Source organism: Streptomyces sp. SP18BB07, from assembly GCF_036322545.1.
Classification (GTDB): domain Bacteria; phylum Actinomycetota; class Actinomycetes; order Streptomycetales; family Streptomycetaceae; genus Streptomyces; species Streptomyces deccanensis.
Genome location: NZ_JAQYWT010000367.1, coordinates 286848 through 311174, shown reverse-complemented (window position 1 = coordinate 311174; position 24327 = coordinate 286848). Strand labels below are relative to the sequence as shown.

The following is a 24327-nucleotide window of genomic DNA, read 5'->3' as shown; positions in this document are numbered from 1 at the left end:
CGCACGCCCGCATCAGAAGGGCATGTCCGCGCTGATCTTCGCCCACGTCTCTGGCAGCGCCTCCTCCGCCCGCTCAGCCCGCCGTTCCTCCCTGCCGTACAGCAGTCCGTACGTGAAGGCGCTCTCCCCCGGTGCCGCGTGGGCCTGGTGGGCGAGGTCGCGCAGGGCCTCGCGGGCCATCACGCTGTCCTGGTGGTCGCCGAGGAGGCTCTGCAGGGACTTCATGTCCTTGACGAGCGCCTTGGCGGGCTTGCCCAGCAGGGGGCGTGCCGTCTCGGCGGCGTACCGGGTGCGCTTGGTCTTCTTGCGTGCCTCGTGCATGGCGAGGTCGCGGTCGGCGCCGGGCGGCTGCGCCAGGGCCTCCTCGACCAGGGCCGCCACCTTGGCGAAGTCCTTCGTGACCGCCTTGGTGATCACCTTCTCGGGGTCGCCGTGGGCGGCCTTGAGCAGCGGCGGGTCCACGATCACGGCGTCGAGGGACTCCAGCAGCTCCAGATACCGCTGTCCGTCCAGCGCCTCGATCAGTTCGCGCCGGGGGCCGCTGCCGCCGTCCTTCCGGGACCAGGCGCGCAGCCGTGCGTGGACAGGGCCCGTCACCAGGTCCTCGGGAAGGGCGTCCAGGGCCTCGGTGAGCCGTTCCGTCAGGACCTCCTGGTCACGGTCGACGCCCAGCTCTCCCGCGAGCCACTTCAGTTCCTCGCCGATCGGGTCCGTGACGGCCCGGTCGAGCACCTTCCCGAACGACTTGAAGGTGCTGCGCAGCCGACGCGTGGCGACCCGCATGCTGTGGACGGAGTCGAAGACGTCCCGGCGGACGGCGGGGTCCAGCTCGACGATCGCGTCTCGCTGGGCGCGGACATAGACGAGGACATGATCACCGGGGGTGACGGGCTCGCCCGGAGTCGCCGCCTCGATCTTCTTCCGGTCCTTCTTCCTCCCCTTCCTGGGTACCGTCTCCTGCAGTGCCCTGGCCAGCTTGGAGGGCGAGTCCGACGGCCGTACGCCCGCCTTGCGCAGCTTCTTCTCGACCTTGTCTAGGAAGGCCGGGTCGCCGTCGTCGGCGAGTTCCACCTCGATCTCGGACCACTGGGAGGTCCGGCCGTCCTCGGTGAGGCGCTCGGCGACCACAGCGTCCACGCTGACCTCGGCGAGGAGCGTTCCGTCCGCGTCGAGCAGCTCGCTGACGTCGCGGGTGGAGAGGAGGCGGACCAGCGGGACCAGTTCGGCCTCCCGGACCCGGGAGCGGACCAGCGCGGCGAGTTCGTCGGGCAGCGTGTCGGACAGCGGGGCCCGGATCTCGTCGCGTACGCCCGAGGAGACGGGGAGCTTCAGATGCCAGCCGGCGTCACTGCCGCCCGTACGGCGACGCAGGGTGACGGAGGCGGCGGCGAGGCGTTCGTCGGGGGTGTCGTAGTAGACGGCGTCCAGCTCCGCCACACCCTTGTCCAGGACGGTCGCGACCCCGGCCACGCCGGTGAGATCCGGCAGGCCGCTCTCGTCGGACTCGTACTTCCGCTCGATCTCGCGCTTGGTGTCCGCCATGTAATGAATCTAGTCCCATATTCGACAAAGGGGCAGACCACCGCGGCCCCGGAGGGGAGCGGAGGCCTGCCCCGAAGAGCGCCGGGCCCTATGCCGACATGGGGCGCTGCACTCTGATGGACTGGAGCAGTCCGACCGCCACCCACACCGCGAACATCGACGAACCGCCGTACGACACGAACGGCAGCGGCAGCCCCGCCACTGGCATGATGCCGAGGGTCATGCCGATGTTCTCGAAGGACTGGAAGGCGAACCAGGCGATGATGCCGCCGGCGACGATCGTGCCGTACAGCTCGGTGGTCTCGCGGGCGATCCGGCAGGCCCGCCACAGGACGACACCGAGCAGCAGGATGATCAGCCCGGCGCCCACGAACCCGAGTTCCTCCCCCGCCACGGTGAAGACGAAGTCGGTCTGCTGCTCGGGCACGAACTGTCCCGTGGTCTGCGAGCCCTTGAACAGCCCGGTGCCGAGCAGCCCGCCGGAGCCGATGGCGATCCGGGCCTGGTTGGTGTTGTAGCCGACGCCGGCCGGGTCGAGCTCGGGGTTGGCGAAGGCCGCGAAGCGGTTGATCTGGTACTCGTCGAGCACGCCGAGCTGCCAGACCGCGATCGCGCCGACAGCGCCCGTGCCGATGAGACCGAGGACCCATCGGTTGGAGGCGCCGGAGGTGAGCAGGACCCCGAGCACGATGACCACCATGACCATGACCGAGCCGAGGTCGGGCATGAGCAGCACGATCAGTATCGGGATGGTGGCGAGGCCGAGGGCCTGGACGACCGTGCGGTGGTCGGGGTGGGGTTTGTCGCCGGCGTCCACCCGGGCCGCCAACAGCATCGCCATCCCCAGGATGATCGTGACCTTCACGAACTCGGAGGGCTGGAGCGAGAAGCCGCCGCCGATGACGATCCAGGCGTGCGCGCCGTTGATGGTGGCGCCCATCGGGGTGAGCACCAGCAGGATCAGCAATACCGAGATGCCGTAGAGGATGGGCACGGCCGTGCGCAGGGTGCGGTGGCCCAGCCAGACCGTGCCGATCATCAGGGCGAAGCCGATGCCGGTGTTGAGCAGGTGCCGGAGCAGGAAGTAGTACGGGTCGCCCTGGTTGAGCTCGGTGCGGTTGCGGGTCGCCGAGTAGACGAGGGCCGCGCCGATCAAGGACAGCGCGATGGCCGAGAACAGTATCGGCCAGTCGAGCCGGCGGGCGAGCGAGTCGCGGGCGAACAGCCGGGTCCAGCCGGTGCGTTCGGGCCCGTACCCGGAGACGGAGAAACTGTTGCCGGTCATCCGGACCTCCTCCGTCCCCGGCCAGTGCCGCTGCTCCCGTCGCAGCCACCGGCACTGCCGCTGCCGCCGCTACCGCCGCTCCCACCGCGACGGCCTCCGCCGCCGCTCCTACGCCGTCGAGCGCGGTCGTCGCGTCGGCGTGCGGCGCGGTTGGTGCCGCCGCCGCGCGTGCCGAGGATCGCCGCCGGGGTGTCGAAGGAGACCGGCTGGGCGCCCGGCCCCGCGGCGACCGCCTGGGTGTCCTCGGCGGTCTCCTTCTTCGTCTTCTTCGGCGGGTAGGACTCCAGCTTCGGGGAGTCGATCGAGCCGTCGGACTCGATCTTCGGCAGGCCCTTCTGCGGGGTCGGCTGCAGCGCCTTCTTCTTGTCGATCTTTCCGTCCTCGGAGACGCCGTAGAGCGCGTTGTAGAGCTTGCGCACGGCGGGCGCCGAGGCGCCGGAGCCCGTACCACCCTGGGAGATCGTCATGACGATCGAGTAGTCCTTGGTGTACGTGGTGAACCAGGAGGTCGTCTGCTTGCCGTAGACCTCGGCCGTACCCGTCTTGGCGTGGATCGGGATCTCGTCCTGCGGCCAGCCCTGGAAGCGCCAGGCTGCCGTACCTCGGGTCGCGACTCCCGCAAGGGCTTCGTCTATCTCGTCGAGGGTCTTCTTCGTCATCGGCAGTTTGCCGTGCGACTTGGGTGCGATCTCCTGCACGTTCTTGCCGTCGGCGCTGATGATCGCCTTGCCGACGGTGGGGTCGTAGAGGGTGCCGCCGTTGGAGATGGCCGCGTAGATGGTGGCCATCTGGATGGGGGTGACGAGGGTGTCGCCCTGGCCGATGGAGTAGTTGACGGAGTCACCGGCACGCAGGCGGTTGCCTTCCAGGCAGTTCTCGTACGCGATCTGCTCGGCGTACGAGCCGCCCTTCTTGCCGTACTTGCACCAGGCGTCCTTGTTGTCCTCCCAGTACTTCTGCTTCCACTGGCGGTCCGGGATGCGGCCGGTGACCTCGTTCGGCAGGTCGATGCCGGTCTCGGCGCCGAGGCCGAACTGGTGGGCGGTCTTGTAGAACCAGTCGTTGGCGCCCTTCTTGGGCTTGATGCCCCCGTCACGCTTCCACTCCTCGTGCGAGAGGCGGTAGAAGACGGTGTCGCAGGAGACCTCCAGCGCCTTGCCGAGGCTGATCGCGCCATGGCTCTGGGACTCGAAGTTCTTGAAGACCTGGCCGCCGATCGAGTACGAACTGGAGCATTGGTACGGGCCGTTGAAGGAGTAGCCGGCGTTCACCGCGGCGGCCGTCGGGATCACCTTGAAGACGGAGCCGGGGGCCGACTGGCCCTGGATCGCGCGGTTCAGCAGCGGATAGTTGGACTTCTTGCCGGTGAGCTTGGCGTAGTCCTTGGCGGAGATGCCGCCGACCCAGGCGTTCGGGTCGTAGTCGGGGTTGGAGGCCATCGCGACGACGCGGCCGGTCTTGGCCTCCATCACGACGACGGCGCCGGAGTCCGCCTTGTAGTTGGTCCCCGTGTTGCGGTCGTTCTGCTTGCGGGCTTCCTTCATCGCCTCGTTGAGTTCGTACTCGGCGATGCGCTGTACGCGGGCGTCGATACTGGTGACGAGGTTGGCTCCGGGCTGGGCGGGGTCGGCCTCGGCCTCGCCGATGACGCGGCCGAGGTTGTCGACCTCGTACCGGGTGACGCCGGCCTTGCCGCGCAGCTCCTTGTCGTACTGGCGCTCCAGGCCGGAGCGGCCGACCTGGTCGGAGCGCAGGTACGGCGAGTCGGTGTCCTGGGCCTTGGTGATTTCCTCGTCGGTGACCGGGGAGAGGTAGCCGAGGACCTGGGAGGTCTTGGAGCCTCCGGGGCTCGCGTAGCGGCGGACGGCCTGGGGTTCGGCGGTGATGCCGGGGAAGTCCTCGGAGCGCTCGCGGATCTGCAGGGCCTGCTTGGCGGTGGCCTCGTCGGTGATGGGGATCGGCTGGTAGGGCGAGCCGTTCCAGCAGGGCTGGGGGGTCTCGGAGTCGCAGAGCCGGACCTTGTCCATGACGTCCCGGGGCTTCATGTCCAGGACGCCGGCGAGCTTGGTGAGGACGGCCTTTCCGTCGTCGTCCATCTTCAGCAGGTCGGTGCGGGAGGCGGAGACGACGAGACGGGTCTCGTTGTCCGCGATCGGCACTCCGCGCGCGTCCAGGATCGAGCCGCGCACGGCGGGTTGGACGACCTGCTGGACGTGGTTGCCGGAGGCCTCCTTGGCGTAGGCGTCGCCCTCGCGGATCTGGAGGTACCAGAGGCGGCCGCCGAGGGTGCCGAGGAGGGAGAAGACGAGGATCTGGATGATGACGAGCCGGATCTGGACCCGTGGGGTCCGCCCGGTCTCCGGGATGTTGGTCACTGCCTGTCTCCCCCCTCTCAGAGCGTGTGCGGGTGGTGCCTGTGCCGGTAATGCGCGTGCGGGCCGTGCGCAGAGTGCTGGTACATGGGGTACACCGCCCGGCGGTGATCGGTTCCCACATCCGTTCCCGCGCCCGCCCTGGGTGTCATGCGCGGTGTCATGTGCCGTGCCGTCACAGCCGCTTGACCCCCTTGATGCGTCCCGCCCTGGCCATCCGTGAGCGTGCGGCCTTGATGCGGAGTCCGCCGCGCTGGTTGCCGATGCGCAGGCCGGTGCCGGAGGAGAGCCAGCCGGAGGCGACGTCGGACGCCTTGGCGGCGCTGCCCGTCTCGGCGAGCGGGTCGTTGTCGGCGCGCCGGGCCAGCGCGATGACGCCGGGCACGACGAACGGCGCGAGCAGCAGGTCGTACAGCGCGGCCGTGAACAGCAGGCTGGGCAGGCCGACATGGCGGGCCGCGTCGTCGCCGACGAGGGCGCCGACACCGGAGTACAGCAGGGTCGAGCCGAGGGCGGCGACGACGACCACGGCCATCGGTCCGGTCGCCGACTTCAGGCGGCCCGTCTCGGGCTTGGCCAGTCCCGCGAGGTAGCCGATGACGCAGAGGACGAGGGCGTACCGTCCGGCCGCGTGGTCGGCGGGGGGCGCGAGGTCGGACAGCAGTCCGGCGCCGAAGCCGATCAGGGCGCCGCCGACATGGCCGTAGACCAGGGCGAGGCCGAGCACGGTGAGGAGCACCAGGTCCGGTACGGCGCCCGGGAGATGGAGTCTGGCGAGGACGCTCACCTGGATCACCAGGGCGACGATCACCAGGGTGGTGGAGAGCAGCATCCGGTTGAAACGCATCAGGGGGTCAGCTCCTACTGTCCTACGTCTACTGCTCTTGCGGCTGTCCGTCGGTGCCTTCGCCGGGTTCGTCCGCGCCCGGGGTGACCGTGACGGTCACGGTGGGCGTGGGGGTGGCCTTCGGCCTGGCCGGCAGGACGGTGTCGCGCGGGTCCTTGCGGGGCGGCTGGACGACGACGCCGACGATGTCCAGCTGGGTGAAGGCCACGAACGGCTTGACGTAGATCGTGCGGGTGAGGTCGCCGCCGGAGGGGTCGACGCGGGAGACGACACCGACCGGGACGCCCGGAACGAACGGCTTGTCGGCCTGGGAGCCGAAGGTGACGAGACGGTCGCCCTCCTTCACCTTGGCCTTGCCGTTGAGCAGTTCGACGCGCAGCGGGCGGTCGCCCTGGCCGGAGGCGAAGCCGAGTTCGTCGGTGGCCTCCATACGGGTGCCGACGGTGAAGTCGGGGTCGTTGGCGAGGAGAACGGTCGCGGTGTTCGGTCCGACGGTGGTGACACGGCCGACCAGCCCGTTGCCGTTGAGGACGGTCATGTCGCGGGTGATGCCGTCGTTGGTGCCGATGTCGATGGTGACGGTCCAGGAGAAGCCCTGGGCCGCTCCTATGGCGATGACCTCGGCGCCCTTGATGCCGTACCGGCCGTTCGCGGCGGTCTTCAGCATCTTGTCGAGCTGTTCGACCCGGCTGCCGTTGCGGTCGTCGCTGCCGAGGGCCGCCTTCAGTTCGGCGTTCTCCTTCTCCAGCGCGGCGAGACGGTCGTGGCGGGTGCCGGAGTCACGGACGGCGCTTATGGCGTTGCCGATGGGGTCGACGGCGGTCGAGACGCCGTCCTCGATCGGGCCGAAGACGGTGGCGGCGGCACGTCGGGCACCGTCGACCGGTGAGTCCTCTCCGCCGCGGATGTCCACCGTGATCAGCGCGAACGCGACGGCGACCAGCAGCACCAGGAGCAGCCGGCTCTCTCGTGTGTCCCTCACGTGCGGCGGCCGTGCCTTCCTCATAGGAATTCGACAGGATCGGGGGAATTCGGGTAGCCCCTGGGAATCCCGAGACGGGAACAACAGGGGCGCTTTGTGGGAGCTTATGCCTCGATATCAACGATCCGCCGCACGAGAAGAGAACGTCCCGTACGGCGGAATCGAAGCGTTACGTCATCTGCGGGGCTGGGCGTCGAGCACCTGCTGCAACGCCTCGAACTCCTCGACGCACTTGCCCGAGCCGAGCGCCACACTGTCGAGCGGGTCCTCGGCGATATGGATCGGCATTCCGGTCTCCCGGCGCAGCCGTTCGTCGAGACCGCGCAGCAGGGCGCCACCGCCGGTGAGGACGATGCCCCGGTCCATGATGTCGCCGGACAGTTCCGGGGGGCACTTGTCGAGGGTCGTCTTGACGGCATCGACGATGGCGTTGACGGGTTCCTCGATCGCCTTCCGCACTTCCCCGGCGGAGATGACGACGGTCTTGGGCAGCCCGGACACCAGGTCCCGGCCGCGGATTTCGGTGTGCTCGTCAGCGTCGAGGTCGTACGCCGAACCGATCGTGATCTTGATCTGTTCGGCCGTCCGCTCACCGAGGAGGAGCGAGTACTCCTTCTTGATGTGCTGGATGATCGCGTTGTCCAACTCGTCGCCCGCGACGCGGATGGACTGGGCGGTGACGATGCCGCCGAGGGAGATGACCGCGACCTCCGTGGTGCCGCCGCCGATGTCCACCACCATGTTGCCCGTGGCCTCGTGGACCGGCAGGCCGGAGCCGATGGCCGCGGCCATGGGCTCCTCGATGATGTGCACCTGGCGGGCGCCTGCCTGGGAGGACGCCTCGATGACGGCGCGACGCTCGACACCGGTGATGCCGGACGGCACGCAGACGACGACCCGAGGACGGGCGAGATACCGCCGCTTGTGGATCTTCAGGATGAAGTAGCGGAGCATCCGCTCGGTGATCTCGAAGTCGGCGATGACACCGTCCTTCAGCGGACGTACGGCAACGATGTTGCCGGGGGTCCGCCCGATCATCTTCTTCGCTTCCGCGCCGACCGCGAGAATGCCACCGGTGTTGGTGTTGATCGCGACGACGGACGGCTCGTTCAGTACGATCCCGCGACCCCTGACGTACACCAGCGTGTTGGCGGTCCCGAGGTCGACAGCCATGTCACGGCCGATGAACGACATTGAGTTCCCCATCAGGATTCGTGTGGCCTTCCCAAAGTGGAGCGCTGACGGCTTTTGAGGGCTTTTCAGGGCTTTTTCGGGTCGGCGAAGTGGGTGCTGTGACGTGAAGGCTTACATCGTAGTCTCGCCCGCACGAACACTGCGCGAGGGTCTTCGCCATTGTGGGCATGCGATGCGCCGCCTCGCCTGTGGAGACGGTCCATCGGGGGTGCGCGTTCCCCCGATCGCCGCGCATATGCCGTTGTACGGCCGGATTTTCGGCGGGGTTGGCTGGTCAGCCGGGGTGTGGGCCGTGTGGGTGATGGCCAGGTGTTCCGGAAGTGCCCCGCATGTCGCGGAGGTTGTTCCGGGTGTTCCACAAGTGTTCAGGCGGCGGGGGCGAACGGACTCGCCGGCCCCCGCCGTCGCGAACGCTACTACGCGCGCCCGGGGAAGAAGATCTTGACCTCGCGCTCGGCCGACTCCTCGGAGTCCGAGGCGTGGATGAGGTTCTCGCGCACGATCACGCCGTAGTCACCGCGGATGGAGCCGGGCGCGGCGGCGATCGGGTCGGTCGGACCGGCGAGCGCCCGCACGCCCTCGATGACGCGCTCACCCTCGACGATCAGCGCGACGACCGGACCGGACGCCATGAACGCGACGAGCGGCTCGTAGAACGGCTTGCCCTTGTGCTCGCCGTAGTGCTGCTCCAGCGTGTCCTGGTCCAGGGTCCGCAGCTCCAGCGCGGTGATCTGCCAGCCGGCCTTGCGCTCGATACGGCTGATGATCTCGCCGGTCAGGCCCCGCCGGACGGCGTCGGGCTTGAGCAGGACGAGGGTGCGCTGGCTCACTGTGGTGACTCCTTCGTTTCACGCGGGTGCGGAGCACAGAGGCTACAGGGCGGGTCCGGCACCGTATTACGCAGCGTCAGGATGCGCCCGCCTCTGCCGAGGCCTGGACGGCGAACCGGGCCTTGGCCTCGTCGATCTTCCGTCCGTAGTGGATCGAGGCCCACCACAGGGCGGCGAAGACCGCGCCCAGGAAGAACATCGTCGGAACGAAGAACCCGGAGAGGATCAGCGCGATCTGGAGCGCCCAGCCGAGCTGGATCCCGCCGGGCCTGGTGACGAGGCCGCAGAGCAGGACGCAGAGGAACATCGCGATGCCGCTGACCGTCCAGACCGTGGTCATGGTCAGCTCCGGGTCCTTCATGGCGACCAGCCCGGCAAAGCCGATCACGAAGAACTCGCCGATCAGCGTCGAAGCACAGAGAGTACGCATGTCGTGGAACTCAGCCCTTCCCCAGCAGCAGCCGGGCCTCGCCGACGGTGATGACGGAACCGGTGACGAGGACGCCACCGCCCGCGAACTCGCCCTCCTCCTCGGCGAGCGTGATCGCCGCCTCCAGGGCGTCCGGCAGCCGGGGCTCGACCTGCACCCGCTCCTCGCCGAACACCTCCACCGCGATGCCGGCCAGTTCGTCGGCGTCCATCGCCCGGTGGCTGGAGTTCTGGGTGATCACGACCTCGGCGAAGATCGGCTCGAAGGCCTCCAGGACACCCCGCACGTTCTTGTCACCGCTCGCCCCGACCACGCCGATCAGCCGGCTGAAGTCGAACGCCTCACCGACGGCCTCGGCCGTGGCCCGGGCGCCCGCAGGATTGTGCGCGGCGTCCAGCACGACGGTCGGGGACCGCCGTACGACCTCCAGCCGGCCCGGCGAGGAGACGGCCGCGAACGCCTTGCGGACGGTGTCGATGTCGAGCGGCTCCGGCCGCTGCGAGCCGACGCCGAAGAACGCCTCCACGGCGGCGAGCGCGACGGCCGCGTTGTGCGCCTGGTACGGGCCGTGCAGCGGGAGGTAGACCTCGGGGTACTCGCCGCCCAGGCCGCGCAGGGTGAGCATCTGTCCGCCGACGGCGACCTGCCGCGAGACGACACCGAACTCCAGGCCCTCGCGGGCCACGGTCGCGTCGACCTCCACGGCCTTCTTCAGCAGCACCTGCGCCGCGTCCACGGACTGCTGCGCAAGGATCACCGTCGCGTCCTGCTTGACGATGCCGGACTTCTCGACGGCGATCTCGGCGTGTGTCTCGCCGAGCCGGTCGGTGTGGTCGAGGTCGATGGGGGTGACGACGGCGACGTCCCCGTCGATGACGTTGGTGGCGTCCCAGGTGCCGCCCATGCCGACCTCGACGACGGCCACGTCCACGGGCGCGTCCGCGAAGGCGGCGTACGCCATGCCGGTGAGCACCTCGAAGAAGGAGAGCCGGTACTCCTGGGCCGCGTCCACCATCTCGACGTACGGCTTGATGTCCTCGTACGTCTCGATGAACCGCTCGGCGGAGATGGAGGCGCCGTCGAGGCTGATGCGCTCGGTGATCGACTGGACGTGCGGGGAGGTGTAGCGGCCGGTGCGCAGCTCGAAGGCGCCGAGGAGGGCCTCGATCATGCGGGCGGTGGAGGTCTTGCCGTTGGTGCCGGTGATGTGGATCGAGGGGTACGAGCGCTGGGGCTCGCCCAGGACGTCCATCAGCGCGGCGATCCTCGTGACCGAGGGGTCCAGCTTGGTCTCGCCCCAGCGGGTCGCGAGGTCGGCCTCGACCTCGCGCAGGGCCTTGTCGACGGCCGGGTCGGTGGGCCTGGTCGGCACGTCGGCCTGCGGTGTGCCGCCCTGGGCACGCAGGGTACGGCTGCCGGCCTCGATCACCGCGAGGTCCGGATCCCGGTCGGTCTCGGCGGCGATGATCTCCTCGAACGGGTCGGTCGGGTCGATCGGGTCGGGCTGCGGGTCACTGCGTTCGCTCACGGGGCCCAGTCTACGGATCGGGCGCCTGAGAGCTCGGGGGTACCCGCTGTAGGGCGACTGCGGGTGGTGTGTGGCTGGTCGCGCAGTTCCCCGCGCCCCTTTGGTGTCCGGCGGCCTCAAGTCGCTCTGCCCCGCTGCGGGCAGTCGTGCCGCTGGGGCGGCACGGGTGGGCGCGGGCGGCGCCTCGTAAGCGCCGAGTTGCGCAATCCCCCGGCTGTGCGGAGGCCCCCGGTGCCTCAAAAGCACCGGGGGCCTTCGCGTACCTACGAACGGCTACGCCTGCGGCAGTCGCTCCAGCTGGGCGGCGATGCGGGCGATGTCCTCGTCCGCCTTGGCCAGGCGGCCCCGGATCTTGTCGACGACCTGGTCCGGCGCCTTCGCGAGGAACGCCTCGTTGCCGAGCTTGGCCGTGGCCTGGGCCTTCTCCTTCTCCGCCGCCGCGAGGTCCTTCGCGAGGCGCTTGCGCTCGGCGGCGACGTCGATGACACCGGAGAGGTCGAGGGCGACCTCGGCACCCGCCACCGGCAGGGTCGCCGTGGCCGCGAAGCCCTCGCCCTCCGGCTGGAGGCGCAACAGCTGGCGGATCGCGGCCTCGTGCGGGGCCAGCGCCGTACCGTCGAGGGTCAGGCGGGCCGGGACGCGCTGGCCGGGCTGGAGGCCCTGGTCGGCGCGGAACCGGCGGACCTCGGTGACGACCTGCTGGACCAGCTCGATCTCCCGCTCGGCGGCGTCGTCGCGGAAGCCACTGTCCTTCGGCCAGTCGGCGACGACGAGGGACTCGCCGCCGGTCAGCGTCGTCCACAGGGTGTCCGTGACGAACGGGATGACCGGGTGCAAGAGGCGCAGGGTGACGTCCAGGACCTCGCCCAGGACGCGCTGGCTGACCTCGGCCGACTCGCCGCCCGCCTGGAAGGTCGTCTTGGACAGCTCGACGTACCAGTCGAAGACCTCGTCCCACGCGAAGTGGAACAAGGCGTCACTGAGCTTGGCGAACTGGTAGTCCTCGTAGTACGCGTCGACCTGCTCGACCGTCTCGTTCAGACGGGCGAGGATCCAGCGGTCGGTCGCCGAGAGCTTCGACGCCTCCGGCAGCGGGCCCTGGACCGTCGCGCCGTTCATCAGCGCGAAGCGGGTCGCGTTCCAGATCTTGTTGGCGAAGTTGCGGGAGGCCTGGACCCAGTCCTCGCCGATCGGGACGTCGGTGCCCGGGTTGGCGCCGCGCGCGAGGGTGAAGCGGAGCGCGTCGGAGCCGTACTTGTCCATCCAGTCGAGCGGGTCGACGACGTTGCCGAAGGACTTCGACATCTTCTTGCCGCGCTCGTCACGGACCAGACCGGTCAGCGCGATCGTCTTGAAGGGGACCTCGCCGTCCATGGCGTACAGGCCGAACATCATCATCCGGGCGACCCAGAAGAAGATGATGTCGTGGCCGGTGAGCAGGACGTCGGTGGAGTAGAACTTCCGCAGGTCCTCGGTCTGTTCGGGCCAACCGAGCGTGGAGAACGGCCACAGGCCGGAGGAGAACCAGGTGTCCAGGACGTCGGTGTCCTGGGTCCAGCCCTCGGCCTCGGTGCCGGGCGGCTGCTCGTCCGGGCCGACGCAGACGGTCTCGCCGTTCGGGCCGTACCAGACGGGGATGCGGTGGCCCCACCAGAGCTGGCGCGAGATGCACCAGTCGTACATGTTGTCGACCCAGTCGAAGTAGCGCTTCGACATGTCCTCGGGGTGGATCTTGACCCGGCCGTCACGGACCGCGTCACCGGCGGCCTTGGCCAAGGGTCCGACCTTGACCCACCACTGCATGGACAGACGCGGCTCGACGGTGGTCCTGCAGCGCGAGCAGTGGCCGACGGAGTGGACGTACGGACGCTTCTCGGCGACGATCCGGCCCTGCGAGCGCAGCGCGCCGACGACGGCCGAGCGGGCCTCGAAGCGGTCCTGGCCGAGGAAGGGCCCGTGGACGGTGATGATGCCGTGCTCGTCCATGATCGTCATGGACGGCAGGCCGTGGCGCTGGCCGATCGCGAAGTCGTTCGGGTCGTGCGCCGGCGTGACCTTGACCGCGCCGGTGCCGAACTCCGGGTCGACGTGGGTGTCGGCGACGACCGGGATGGTGCGGTCGGTGAGCGGCAGCTTGATCTGCTTGCCGATGAGGTGCCGGTAGCGCTCGTCGTCCGGGTGGACGGCGACGGCGGTGTCACCGAGCATCGTCTCCGCGCGGGTGGTGGCGACGACGAGGCTGTCCTCGCCCTCGCCGTACCGGATGGAGACCAGCTCGCCGGCGTCCTCCTGGTGTTCGACCTCGATGTCGGAGATGGCCGTCAGACACCGGGGACACCAGTTGATGATGCGCTCGGCGCGGTAGATCAGCTCGTCGTCGTAGAGCCGCTTGAAGATGGTCTGGACGGCCTTGGACAGGCCCTCGTCCATGGTGAACCGCTCGCGGTCCCAGTCGACTCCGTCGCCGAGGCGGCGCATCTGGCCGAGGATCTTGCCGCCGTACTCCTCCTTCCACTGCCAGACGCGCTCGACGAACTCCTCGCGCCCCAAGTCGTGGCGGGACTTGCCCTCTTCGGCGAGCTGCTGCTCGACCTTGTTCTGGGTGGCGATACCGGCGTGGTCCATGCCGGGCAGCCACAGCGACTCGTACCCCTGCATGCGCTTACGCCTGGTCAGGGCGTCCATGAGGGTGTGCTGGAAGGCGTGCCCGAGGTGCAGGCTGCCGGTGACGTTCGGCGGGGGGATGACGATGGTGTACGCGGGCTTGTCGCTCTTGGCGTCGGCCGCGAAGTAACCACGCTCTACCCAGCGCTCGTACAGCGTCCCCTCTACATCGGCCGGCGTGTACTGGGTCGGCAGATCGGTGGCGGGCGCTGGAGGCTGCTGCTGAGCGTTCTCGGTCACCCGCTCAGTTTAGGGGTGTCACGGGGTGGTCCCGAAACTGGATTCTTCCGTAACGGTGTGCCCCCCGGTGCGCGGCACCCATCGACTTTGCGCCAGGATGTCAGGAACACATAAGCATCTGGAGGGGAACCCAGAACATGAGTCACAACCAGCCGGGCCCGTACGGCGGGCAGCCCCAGCAGCCCGGACCGTACGGCCAGCCGGGCCCCTACGGCCAGCAGCCGCCGCAGGCCGCCCCTCAGCCCGGCTACGGCTACCCGCAGCAGGCGCCGCCGCAGCAGCCGGGTTACGGGTACCCCCAGCAGGCTCCCCAGGGCGTTCCGCCCCAGACCCCGCCCTACGGTCAGCAGCAGGCCCCCTACGGCCAGCAGCCCTATCCGACGGTGCCGCAGCCTCCGGTTCCCTCCGGGGGTGGCGGCAAGAAGGTCGGCATCATCCTGGGCGCGGTCGCCGTGGTGGCCGCGGTGGCGGTGGGCGCGTACTTCGTCCTCGGCGGCGGTGGCGGCGCGGACATCGCGGACGACGGCCCGCACAAGCTGACTACGCCGGCGAAGGTGCTCAACGGCGAGTTCAAGAAGTCGGACAGCGCCGGCAGTGGCGGCTTCAGCGAGGACGACGTCAAGGAAGCCGAAGACCACGGCGTGAAGAACGCCAAGGACGTGAGCGCCGGGTACCAGTCCGGCGACGAGAGCAACCCGCTGTCCGCCCAGATGGTCAACTTCATGGGGGTCTACGGCGAGATCGACGATCCGGAAGCGGTCGTCGACGCCATGTTCGCCGACATGAAGAAGGAAGCGACCAAGGACTCCTCGGAGACCGGTGAACTTGTGGGCAGCCCTGAGGCCTTCACGCCCGACGCGCTGGACGGCGCGGTCCTCAAGTGCCAGGAGACCAAGTTCGAGGGCGACTCCTCGTCAGGTGGCCCCAGCAAGATGAGTGTGCCGGTGTGCATCTGGGGTGACCACAGCACCATCGGCGTCGTGATCTACGCCGACATGGCGTCCGCCATGGCAGGCAAGAGCGCCGACCTGGACGGCGCTGCCGACAAGGCGGCCAACTTCCGCAACGACGTGCGCGTCAAGATCTGATCAACCTCGAAGGGGCCCCGGTCTGTTGACCGGGGCCCCTTTCGATGTCGGCGTGTCGTCGGCGGCTTACGCCGTCTTCTGCTCCCCCGGCCCCCGACCGCGGGCGTCGCGCGGGATCAGGGTGGGGTTGACGTTGGAGTGGACGACGTCCGCTGTGATGACTACTCGGGCCACGTCCTTGCGGGACGGGACCTCGTACATCACGGACATGAGGACTTCCTCCATGATGGCGCGCAGGCCGCGGGCGCCGGTCTGGCGGAGGATGGCCTGGTCGGCGATGGCTTCGAGGGCCTCGCGCTCGAAGTCCAGCTCCACACCGTCGAGTTCGAAGAGGCGCTGGTACTGCTTCACCAGCGCGTTGCGCGGCTCGATGAGGATCTGGAGCAGGGCCTCGCGGTCCAGGTTGTGGACCGAGGTGATGACGGGGAGACGGCCGATGAACTCCGGGATCATGCCGAACTTGACCAGGTCCTCCGGCATGATGTCCTCGAACTGGTCCTTCGATTCGAGTTCGCGCTTCGAGCGGATCGTGGCGCCGAAGCCGATGCCCTTGGCGCCGGCCCGGGACTCGATGATCTTCTCCAGGCCCGCGAAGGCGCCGCCCACGATGAACAGGACGTTCGTCGTGTCGATCTGGATGAACTCCTGGTGCGGGTGCTTGCGGCCGCCCTGGGGCGGGACCGACGCCGTGGTGCCTTCCAGGATCTTCAGGAGCGCTTGCTGCACGCCCTCACCCGATACGTCGCGGGTGATGGACGGGTTTTCGCTCTTTCGGGCCACCTTGTCGATCTCGTCGATGTAGATGATGCCCGTCTCGGCCTTCTTGACGTCGTAGTCGGCGGCCTGGATGAGCTTCAGCAGGATGTTCTCGACGTCCTCGCCGACGTACCCCGCCTCCGTCAACGCGGTCGCGTCCGCGATCGCGAACGGGACGTTCAGCATGCGCGCGAGGGTCTGGGCGAGGAGGGTCTTGCCCGAGCCCGTGGGGCCCAGCAGGAGGATGTTGGACTTCGCCAACTCGATGGCGTCCTCGCGGCTTTGACCGCCGCCGTTCTCACCGGCCTGGACCCGCTTGTAGTGGTTGTAGACGGCTACGGAGAGCGCCTTCTTGGCTGCCTCCTGGCCGACCACGTACCCCTCGAGGAACTCGTAGATCTCGCGGGGCTTGGGGAGTTCCTCCCAGCGCACCTCGCTGGTCTCGGCGAGCTCCTCCTCGATGATCTCGTTGCAGAGGTCGATGCACTCGTCGCAGATGTACACACCGGGCCCTGCGATGAGCTTCTTGACCTGCTTCTGGCTCTTGCCGCAGAACGAGCACTTGAGCAGATCGCCGCCGTCACCGATGCGTGCCACGGTGTGCTTCCCCTTCGCCTGGGAGACGACTGGACGATTTCAATCCAGCGGCTCCTGGTGCTGCCTTATGTCGACGGTACCTTGCCGGGCCCCCCGTTCGGGCCCCCCTTGGCACGGTTCGCTTTGACGTGCACCTTGTCGTGCACTGGGTCAAACGGTGCCAACCATGCCAAGGGGCGGCAGACATTACAGCCTTTCCGCCGTCAGCGGACGCTGTCGTTGTTCATCTTCCGCGTGGAGATGATCTGGTCGATCAGGCCGTACGACAGCGCGTCCTCGGCCGTGAGGATCTTGTCGCGCTCGATGTCCTCGCGGATCTTCTCGATCGGCGTGGTCGAGTGCTTGGCCAGCATGTCCTCCAGCTGCCCACGCATCCGGAGGATCTCGTTGGCGGCGATCTCCAGGTCGGAGACCTGACCGCGGCCCGTCTCGCTGTACGGCTGGTGGATCAGGACGCGGGCGTTCGGCAGCGCCATGCGCTTGCCCGGCGTACCGGCGGCCAGCAGGATCGCGGCGGCGGAGGCCGCCTGGCCCATGCAGACCGTCTGGATGTCGGGCTTCACGAACTGCATCGTGTCGTAGATCGCGGTGAGCGCCGTGAAGGAGCCGCCGGGGCTGTTGATGTAGACCGAGATGTCCCGGTCGGGGTCCATCGACTCCAGGCACAGCAGCTGCGCCATGACGTCGTTGGCGGAGGCGTCGTCGATCTGCACCCCGAGGAAGATCACCCGCTCCTCGAAGAGCTTTGCGTACGGATCGTACTCACGGATGCCCTGCGAGGTGCGCTCGACGAAGCGCGGGATGACGTAACGGGACTCGGCCGTCGGGCCCGAGTACTGGGAGCGTGCGCCGGCGTGGAGGCCGCTGCCGGGGAAGTCGTTCACTTGTGTCTCCTGGAAGCCTGAGAGGGGCTGTGGCGGTCGGCTGGGGGCTTTGCGGGGGTGTGGGTGGCGGCGGGTGCCGTCACTCCTGCCCGGCCCCGGTGCCGCCGCCGCCCGGCATACCGGCGGCCGTGGGGATCACGTCGTCGATGAGGCCGTACTCCTTGGCCTCGAAGGCGTCGAACCAGCGGTCACGGTCCGAGTCGCGGGTGACCTGCTCGACGGTCTGCCCCGTGTGCTGGGAGGTGAGCTCCGCCATGCGCTTCTTGGTGTGCAGCAGCCGCTCGGCGTGGATCTTGATGTCCGAGGCGGAGCCCGCCAGGCCCGCGGAGGGCTGGTGGATCAGGATCTCGGCGTTCGGCAGCGCGAAGCGCTTGCCCGGGGTGCCCGCGCTGAGCAGGAACTGGCCCATCGAGGCCGCGAGGCCCATGGCGATGGTCACCACGTCGTTCTTGATGAACTGCATCGTGTCGTAGATCGCCATACCGGCCGTGATCGAGCCGCCGGGGCTGTTGATGTAGAGGTAGATGTCCTTGTCGGGGTCTGCGGCAAGGAGCAAGAGCTGTGCGGTGATCTTGTTGGCAATGTCGTCGTCGACCGGCTGGCCGAGGAAGATGATCCGCTCGTTGAGCAGCCGGTTGTAGACCTGGTCGCCGAGGCCACCGCCGATGGAAGGCTCGCCGGCGGCGGAGGGCATCAGATTCGTCACGTATCCACCTGCTCGTCTTACGACGGCGCCGGGCCGTCTTCACGTTTCCCTTCCGGGGGCCGAGCCGTTTTCCCGACGGCTCCGCCCTCGTATTCATGGACCCTAACGCGGTGGCTCCGCCGGTGAATCCCGCAGAGGGAACTGTTCGCTGTCAGCGCATGTGCTCCGCTGGGTTGAGCGGGGTGCGTGGTGGCCCCCGGCCGCCAAAGGGGCGCGGGGAACTGCGTGACCGGCCCCCACAGAGCCGCGGACGCGTCTGCCACGTGCTGTGCATCGGCGGGTGCGGCTTGTCGTGGGCTGATCGCGCAGTTCCCCGCGCCCCTGAAAAACACCAGGGCCCCCGGGGGCACAAAGTGTCCCGGGGGCCCTGGTCACGGCATCACAAGGAGCGATCAGGCCTCGGGGGCCTTCTCCTCGGCCTCGGCGGCAGCCGGGGCCTCCTCGGTGCTTTCAGCGGACGCGTCCTCGTCCTCCTCGTCGTCCAGGTCGACGATCTCGCCGTTGGTGTCCTTCACCGTGGCGGACTCGACGACCAGGGCCAGGGCCTTGCCGCGGGCGACCTCGCCGACGAGGAGCTGGACCTGGTTGTTCTGGACGACGGCCTGGGCGAACTGGTCCGGGGACATGCCGGAGGAAGCCGCGCGGCGCATGAGGTGCTCGGTGAGCTCCTCCTGGTTGACGTTCAGCTTCTCCTTGGAGACCAGCTCGTCGAGGACGAACTGGGTCTTGATGCCCTTGACGGCCGCTTCCTCGGTCTCGGCGTCGAACTCCTCGACCGTCTTGCCCTGGATCTCGAGGTACTTCTCGAGGTCGAGACCCATCTGGCCGAGCTGGTGGTGCTCCAGGTTGTGCTTGCGGGTGTTGATCTCGTCCTCGAGGAGCTTCTCGGGGACGGGCACCTCGACGAGCTCCAGCAGCTTCTCCAGGACGCGCTCCTGGGCCTGCGTGGCCTGGTCGTACTGCTTCATGTTCTCCAGGCGCTTGCGGCTGTCGGCGCGCAGCTCCTCGAGGGTGTCGAACTCGGAGGCGAGCTGGGCGAACTCGTCGTCCAGGGCCGGGAGTTCACGGGCGGCGACCTGGGAGACCTTGACGGTCACCTCGGCCTCCTTGCCGGCCGCCGAGCCGCCCTTCAGCTCGGAGGTGAAGGTGGCCTCGCCACCGGCCTCCAGGCCCTTCACGGCGTCGTCGATGCCGTCCAGCAGCTCGCCAGAGCCGATGGTGTAGGAGACGCCCTCGGCGACGCCGTCCTCCAGGACCTCGCCGTCGACCTTGGCCTCCAGGTCGAGCGTCACGACGTCGCCGTCCTCGGCGGCCCGCTCGACCGGGGAGGTGGAGGCGAAGCGCTCGCGCAGCTGCTCGACCGCCTTCTCGATGTCCTCCTCGGTGACCTCGACGGCGTCGACCTCGACCTCGATGCCGGAGTAGTCCGGGATCTCGATGGTCGGGCGGACGTCGACCTCGGCGGTGAAGTTCAGCGTCTCGCCGTCCTTCAGCTCCGTGATGTCGACCTCGGGCTGGCCCAGGACGTTGAGCTCGGCCTCGTTGACCGCGTCGGTGTAGAACTTCGGAAGCGCGTCGTTGACCGCCTCCTCCAGGACCGCACCGCGGCCGAACCGCTGGTCGATGACGCGGGCCGGGATCTTGCCCTTGCGGAAGCCCTTCACCGTGACCTGCTGGTTGATCTTCTTGTACGCCGCGTCGAGGCTGTCCTTGAGCTCCTCGAAGGGCACCTCGATGCTGAGCCGAACCCGGGTCGGGTTCAGGGTCTCCACGGCGCTCTTCACGGTTCGGTCTCCTTGGGGGCTGACTTCTTCGGGTTCTGCTGGGTGGTCCCCTGCCGGATGCGGCAGGGCCTCAGCGGATTCGCGGCCCTTGAGAGACGTGAGAGTGCAGACACACGGGCGCGCAGCTTGCATAGTAACCGCAGGCGGTACACGCCCCAAAAGGTGATCTTGCCGGTGGGCGGGCGCGCCGTACCGGCACGGTGGTCGGGGTGGCGGGATTTGAACCCACGGCCTTCCGCTCCCAAAGCGGACGCGCTACCAAGCTGCGCCACACCCCGTCTGGTGCGACACGTAGGGTACATGCCCGCAGGCCATACGGTTGCCGGATTTACCGAGTGCGCGGGCGCGTGCGACGGCGGGCGCGGGAGCGGCCGACGGGACACGACCGGAAGGGGTGTGCGGCCGGGGCGTCCGACCCGCTACGATGCCTTCAGTGCCGCGGTCCTCCGACCTGCGGCGCGCGCTGTGCGGGCGTAGCTCAATGGTAGAGCCCTAGTCTTCCAAACTAGCTACGCGGGTTCGATTCCCGTCGCCCGCTCCAACGGCCTCCGGCCCGGTTTCGAGGTATCCCTCGGACCGGGCCGGAGGTTTTTTCGTGACGGCTCGTCGACTCACGGTGTGTGGTCGGGCGGTCACGGTCGCTAGAACTGGATCGAGTTGATCGTGTCCGCTATCGAGTTCAGGAAGCGTTGGATGTCGTCGGCCATGCCCGTCGAGGCGAGGAAGAAGCCGAAGAGGATGGCGACGACGGCCGGGCCGGCCTTGATCGTCCCCCCTCGCATCAGTACCACCAGGATGATCCCCAGCAAGAGCACCACTGACAGCGAAATGGCCACACTGATCACACCCTCGGTCGGTCCGCACTCCCGGCCCGGGGCGCCGACCCCGCGCGCACCCCGCCAGAACCATCGTGCCACCAACCAGGCCGTCCTATGCAGCGGCTGAGACAACGTCGGCCACGGCACCGCACCCGCGCCACCCCCGCCCCCGGCCAACGGGAGGGCTTCGGAAGTGAATTCGGGGTGATCGTTTCCGTGCACACACAACCCGGGCGCAGGGAATTCGAATTGTTGCCACAGACACACCAAGAGGTGTGCCCAGGGCGGTAATTAACCGGACATTCCGCCGAAATCGCCTGCGCACGTTATGCACCATTTAGTCGGGATGAATGCGGACAGACCGAGGCACGCCAAGCGCCGTGAGGTGTACGGACGGTGATGTTCTGACTGATGCACGCTTCACCGAATCCTGGGTACCCGTGAGTGACACGTACCCCTCAATACAGGATTCACGTCAGTGGTTTTACGAAATCGCACAGACAACGCTAGGGTGCCTCAGATGTTCACCGCTGCCTCGTCCCCCGCTTGCGCAGCGAGTGCTCGGACCGTCCCCCGGAGCCCCCGGCGGGAGGGTCTGTGACGAACTCGCTGCGACCGCACGACCGGTCCAGGGCGCCGCTCCCGCCGGCACAGTCACCACAGTCGCCGGCCGACGGAGTGCCGAGTCCGCGCTCGCTGAAGTCCTCGTCCCCCCACCCGACGCCAGGTGGCGCCTCCCCGGACGCCAGACCGGCCAAACAACGTGACGCGTTCTTCGACAACGCCAAGTACCTCGCCATCGTGCTCGTCGCGATGGGGCACGCGTGGGAGCCGCTGACCGACCACAGCCGCGCCGCCGAGGCGCTGTACATGTTCGTGTACACCTTCCACATGCCGGCGTTCATCATCATCTCCGGCTACTTCTCGCGCAGTTTCGACATGCGCGCCGACCGGCTCCGGCGGCTGATCACCGGTATCGCCGTGCCGTACGTCCTCTTCGAGATCGCGTACTCCTTCTTCAAGCGGTACGGCAACGACGATCCGTCGCATCCGATCAGCCTGCTCGACCCGTGGTACCTCACCTGGTTCCTGATCGCGCTGTTCGTGTGGCGGCTGACGACCCCGCTGTGGAAGGTGGTGCGCTGGCCGATCCCGGTGGCGCTCGGCATCGCGGCGCTCGCCTCCGTCTCGCCCGACATCGGCGACGACCTTGATCTGCAACGCGTCCTGCAGTTCCTGCCGTTCTTCGTCGCCGGCCTCTTCATGAAGCCCTCGCACTTCCAGTTCATGCGGCGTCGTGAGGTGCGGATGCTGTCCGTGCCGGTGGCCGCCGCCGCGCTGGGGATGGCGTACTGGGTGGGGCCGCACATGAACTCGGCGTGGTTCTACCACCGTGACAGCGCGCAGGAGCTGGGGGCGCCGTGGTGGGCCGGGGTCGTCATGACCTTCGCGCTCTTCGGCTGCTCCATGGTGCTCACCACCTGCTTCTTCGCCTGGGTGCCCCGGCGGAAGATGTGGTTCACCGTGCTGGGCGCGGGCACGCTGTACGGCTACCTGCTGCACGGGTTCCTCGCGAAGGGCTCGCGTTTCTGGGACTGGTACGACGCCAACGCGTGGGTGTACCAGCCGCTGGGCGAGCTGTTCGTCACGGTGTTCGCCGCGGCCGTCATCACCGTGTTGTGCACGCCGCCGGTGCAGCGGATGTTCCGGTTCGCCATGGAGCCGAAGATGGAGTGGGCGTTCAAGAGGGACGCCGCCGAATTGGCTCGGGAGCGGGGGAAGGTCGGGGCCAAGGCCTCCTAGCCTCGTGGCCTCCCCGCGCATCTCGTGGGCGGGCGGGCCGTGGGCCGTTTCACCGCTGTCTCGCCGGGTGCGTCATGTCGCCTCCTCGGTCGTCGGTTCGTCCGGCAGGCCGAGGAGGTTTCGCATATGGGCGTACTTGGCGGTCAGGCGGGTGCGGGTGGGGGTGTCGAGGGCGGCCAGGCGGGCGGGGTTCGCGTTGTGCGCGAGGTCGGACTGTTTGACCAGGAGGGCGCCGGGGGTGGCGAGGATGCGGGCGGCGTAGGTCTCCGGGGGTTCGCCGGGGTGTTTGGTGAGGGCCCGGACGATGGCCTTCGTGCGGGGGGTGAGGGGGGCGTCGGTGAGCCATCCCTCGGTGAGGGCGTTGTCCTCTATGGCGTCGTGCAGCCAGGCCGCGGCGATCTGGTCCTCGTCGCCGCCTCTTGCCCTGACGCCGTTCGCCACGGCCTGGAGGTGTTCGGTGTAGGGGTGGCCGGCCTTGTCGGTCTGGGTGGCGTGGGCGGTTCTTGCGAGGGTCTCCACTTCGGGGAGGGAGAGGGGGGTTGGGGGCATGGGGGTGGCTCCTGTGTGTGGGTGGTTGCGGTTTTTGTTGTCGCCCCCGCCGCCCCTACCCGTCCCGTCCTCAAGGGGCTGCGCCCCTTTGGCCCCCTTGGGCGCCTCATGGGAGGGGAGGGATGGGTTCGTGGGCGGGTGCGGGTGCGTCGTGGTTGCTCGCGCAGTTCCTCGCGCCCCTTCGGGGCGCGCGGGTCCCCGGTGGCTTCAGGGGAGGGAGTCACCTTGTTGTGGTGGGGCCTTCTCGGCAGATGAGGAGGAGGGCTCGGTCGTCGTTGACGTCTTTCGCCACCGCTTCGATGAGGTGCCAGGCGGCGCCGTGGAAGCCGCCGGCGACGTAGCGGTCGGCCTCGCCGGTGAGGCGGTCGATGCCTTCGACGATGTCGCGGTCGGAGGTCTCGACGAGGCCGTCGGTGAAGAGCATCAGGACGTCGCCGGGGCGCAGCGAGCCCTTGACGGGGTCGAACTGGGCGCCGTCGTAGACACCGAGGAGGGGTCCCTCGGCGGCCTTCTCCTCCCAGCGGCCGGTGCCCGCGCTGAGCTGGAGGCCCGGCGGATGGCCCGCGGAGAACAGTTCGTAGTCGCCGGAGTCGAGGTCGAGGACGAGGTGGATGGAGGTCGCGAAGCCCTCGTCCCAGTCCTGGCGCAGGAGATAGCCGTTGGCCGCCGGGAGGAACGCGTGCGGTGGGAGCGATCCCAGCAGACCGCCGAAGGCGCCGGAGAGGAGCAGGGCCCGGGAGCCGGCGTCCATGCCCTTGCCGGAGACGTCGGTGAGGACGACTTCGAGGGTGCGGCCGCCGTTCGTCCGGGCGGCCACGACGAAGTCACCGGAGAAGGACTGGCCGCCCGCCGGCCGCAGGGCCATCTCGCGATGCCAACCGGTCGGCAGCTGCGGCAACTTGCTCTGCACCCGGATACGTTCGCGCAGGTCGAAGAGCATGGTGCCGCCGCGTCGCCAGGGGACGCCGACGCGGCTGCGGAACTGGGCGATGAGGAGGCCGAAGAAACCGCAGGCGGCGACCACCAGCACGGTGCCGGGCGTGACCCGGGCCGGACCGTCGGTGTAGGGGCCGAGCTGCACGGACTCCACGATCAGCGCGGTCGCGGCGGCCGCGTAGAGGCCGAGGAGGCTGGCGGGCCGGAGCAGCAGACCACCCGCGACGATGGGGAGGACGAGCGCGGCGGGCGAGAACCAGACCTCGTTGATCATCGTGAAGCAGGCGATCAGCGGGATCATCATCAGCAGGCCGGCGAGGGCGATCCAGTCGGAGCCGTCCCCGCGGAAGTAGTCGACGGCGGATTTGCGCACGCCGGTGCGGGCCCGGTGAACCAGCTTCTTCATCCGGGCCGTGAGCGTATCGGCCGCCGCGCGCCGCTCTCGTCCTGCTGCCATTGTTCGGGACCTTATCCATCGGACCAGCCCCTGTG

At 68.6% G+C, this 24327-nt stretch carries 19 protein-coding genes and 2 tRNA genes; 3 read left to right on the top strand and 18 right to left on the bottom strand.

The window, feature by feature from the left end; genetic code table 11:
• Positions 1–12 precede the first annotated feature (12 nt).
• The 10 genes from PUR53_RS44915 to PUR53_RS44870 all read right to left on the bottom strand — a co-directional run bounded on the left by PUR53_RS44915 (position 13) and on the right by PUR53_RS44870 (position 13914).
• Positions 13–1542 carry a CYTH and CHAD domain-containing protein gene (locus PUR53_RS44915; protein ID WP_329899534.1) on the bottom strand — a complete coding sequence of 510 codons (1530 nt, stop codon included), beginning with the start codon at positions 1540–1542 and terminating at the stop codon, positions 13–15.
• A gap of 88 nt (positions 1543–1630) precedes the next feature.
• A complete protein-coding gene (rodA, locus tag PUR53_RS44910) occupies positions 1631–2827 on the bottom strand; it encodes a rod shape-determining protein RodA (protein ID WP_329899533.1) in 1197 nt (398 codons plus the stop codon).
• Positions 2824–5202 carry a penicillin-binding protein 2 gene (gene mrdA, locus PUR53_RS44905; protein WP_329912326.1) on the bottom strand — a complete coding sequence of 793 codons (2379 nt, stop codon included), beginning with the start codon at positions 5200–5202 and terminating at the stop codon, positions 2824–2826. The genes rodA and mrdA overlap by 4 nt, the downstream gene beginning before the upstream one ends.
• 172 nt (positions 5203–5374) lie before the next feature.
• A complete protein-coding gene (gene mreD, locus PUR53_RS44900) occupies positions 5375–6046 on the bottom strand; it encodes a rod shape-determining protein MreD (RefSeq protein WP_192333981.1) in 672 nt (223 codons plus the stop codon).
• A gap of 28 nt (positions 6047–6074) precedes the next feature.
• Complete coding sequence (gene mreC, locus PUR53_RS44895; protein ID WP_239754280.1) at positions 6075–7028, bottom strand: rod shape-determining protein MreC; 954 nt, start codon at positions 7026–7028, stop codon at positions 6075–6077.
• Between the two features lie 174 nt (positions 7029–7202).
• Positions 7203–8222 (bottom strand): rod shape-determining protein, encoded by a 1020-nt coding sequence (locus PUR53_RS44890; protein ID WP_005479350.1) that lies wholly within the window; start codon positions 8220–8222, stop codon positions 7203–7205.
• A gap of 416 nt (positions 8223–8638) precedes the next feature.
• Positions 8639–9052 (bottom strand): nucleoside-diphosphate kinase, encoded by a 414-nt coding sequence (gene ndk / locus PUR53_RS44885; protein WP_045557536.1) that lies wholly within the window; start codon positions 9050–9052, stop codon positions 8639–8641.
• A 76-nt stretch (positions 9053–9128) separates the two neighbouring features.
• Positions 9129–9482, bottom strand: a complete 354-nt coding sequence (locus PUR53_RS44880; protein WP_329912325.1) for a DUF4233 domain-containing protein — start codon at positions 9480–9482, stop codon at positions 9129–9131.
• Positions 9483–9492: 10 nt separating this feature from the next.
• Positions 9493–11010, bottom strand: coding sequence for a bifunctional tetrahydrofolate synthase/dihydrofolate synthase (gene folC / locus PUR53_RS44875; RefSeq protein ID WP_329912324.1), 1518 nt, complete (start codon positions 11008–11010; stop codon positions 9493–9495).
• Between the two features lie 273 nt (positions 11011–11283).
• On the bottom strand, positions 11284–13914 hold the full coding sequence (locus PUR53_RS44870; protein ID WP_329912323.1) for a valine--tRNA ligase: 2631 nt from the start codon (positions 13912–13914) through the stop codon (positions 11284–11286).
• Positions 13915–14051: 137 nt separating this feature from the next.
• Between PUR53_RS44870 and PUR53_RS44865 the strand changes: the two genes are divergently transcribed.
• Complete coding sequence (locus PUR53_RS44865) at positions 14052–15002, top strand: hypothetical protein (RefSeq protein ID WP_329899528.1); 951 nt, start codon at positions 14052–14054, stop codon at positions 15000–15002.
• Between the two features lie 66 nt (positions 15003–15068).
• On the opposite strand, the gene clpX is transcribed toward PUR53_RS44865, so the two are convergent.
• The 5 genes from clpX to PUR53_RS44840 all read right to left on the bottom strand — a co-directional run bounded on the left by clpX (position 15069) and on the right by PUR53_RS44840 (position 20007).
• A complete protein-coding gene (gene clpX, locus PUR53_RS44860) occupies positions 15069–16355 on the bottom strand; it encodes an ATP-dependent Clp protease ATP-binding subunit ClpX (RefSeq protein WP_329899527.1) in 1287 nt (428 codons plus the stop codon).
• 203 nt (positions 16356–16558) lie between these two features.
• A complete protein-coding gene (locus tag PUR53_RS44855; RefSeq protein ID WP_086799069.1) occupies positions 16559–17239 on the bottom strand; it encodes an ATP-dependent Clp protease proteolytic subunit in 681 nt (226 codons plus the stop codon).
• Positions 17240–17318: 79 nt separating this feature from the next.
• Positions 17319–17933, bottom strand: a complete 615-nt coding sequence (locus PUR53_RS44850; RefSeq protein ID WP_086762708.1) for an ATP-dependent Clp protease proteolytic subunit — start codon at positions 17931–17933, stop codon at positions 17319–17321.
• Positions 17934–18337: 404 nt separating this feature from the next.
• Complete coding sequence (gene tig, locus PUR53_RS44845; protein ID WP_329912322.1) at positions 18338–19729, bottom strand: trigger factor; 1392 nt, start codon at positions 19727–19729, stop codon at positions 18338–18340.
• Positions 19730–19930: 201 nt separating this feature from the next.
• A tRNA-Pro gene (locus tag PUR53_RS44840) sits at positions 19931–20007 on the bottom strand.
• A 189-nt stretch (positions 20008–20196) separates the two neighbouring features.
• Here PUR53_RS44840 and PUR53_RS44835 point away from each other — a divergent pair.
• Positions 20197–20270, top strand: a tRNA-Gly gene (locus PUR53_RS44835).
• Positions 20271–20370: 100 nt separating this feature from the next.
• Here PUR53_RS44835 and PUR53_RS44830 read toward each other — a convergent pair.
• Entirely contained in the window at positions 20371–20565 is a 195-nt protein-coding gene (locus tag PUR53_RS44830) for a hypothetical protein (protein WP_033526477.1), read from the bottom strand.
• Positions 20566–21144: 579 nt separating this feature from the next.
• On the opposite strand from PUR53_RS44830, the gene PUR53_RS44825 reads away from it, so the two are divergent.
• Positions 21145–22350 carry an acyltransferase family protein gene (locus PUR53_RS44825; protein ID WP_329912321.1) on the top strand — a complete coding sequence of 402 codons (1206 nt, stop codon included), beginning with the start codon at positions 21145–21147 and terminating at the stop codon, positions 22348–22350.
• 72 nt (positions 22351–22422) lie between these two features.
• Here the strand turns inward: PUR53_RS44825 and PUR53_RS44820 are convergent, their stop codons facing one another.
• On the bottom strand, positions 22423–22899 hold the full coding sequence (locus PUR53_RS44820) for an HD domain-containing protein (protein ID WP_329912320.1): 477 nt from the start codon (positions 22897–22899) through the stop codon (positions 22423–22425).
• 220 nt (positions 22900–23119) lie between these two features.
• On the bottom strand, positions 23120–24292 hold the full coding sequence (locus tag PUR53_RS44815) for a PP2C family protein-serine/threonine phosphatase (RefSeq protein WP_329899523.1): 1173 nt from the start codon (positions 24290–24292) through the stop codon (positions 23120–23122).
• Between the last annotated feature and the right edge of the window lie 35 nt (positions 24293–24327).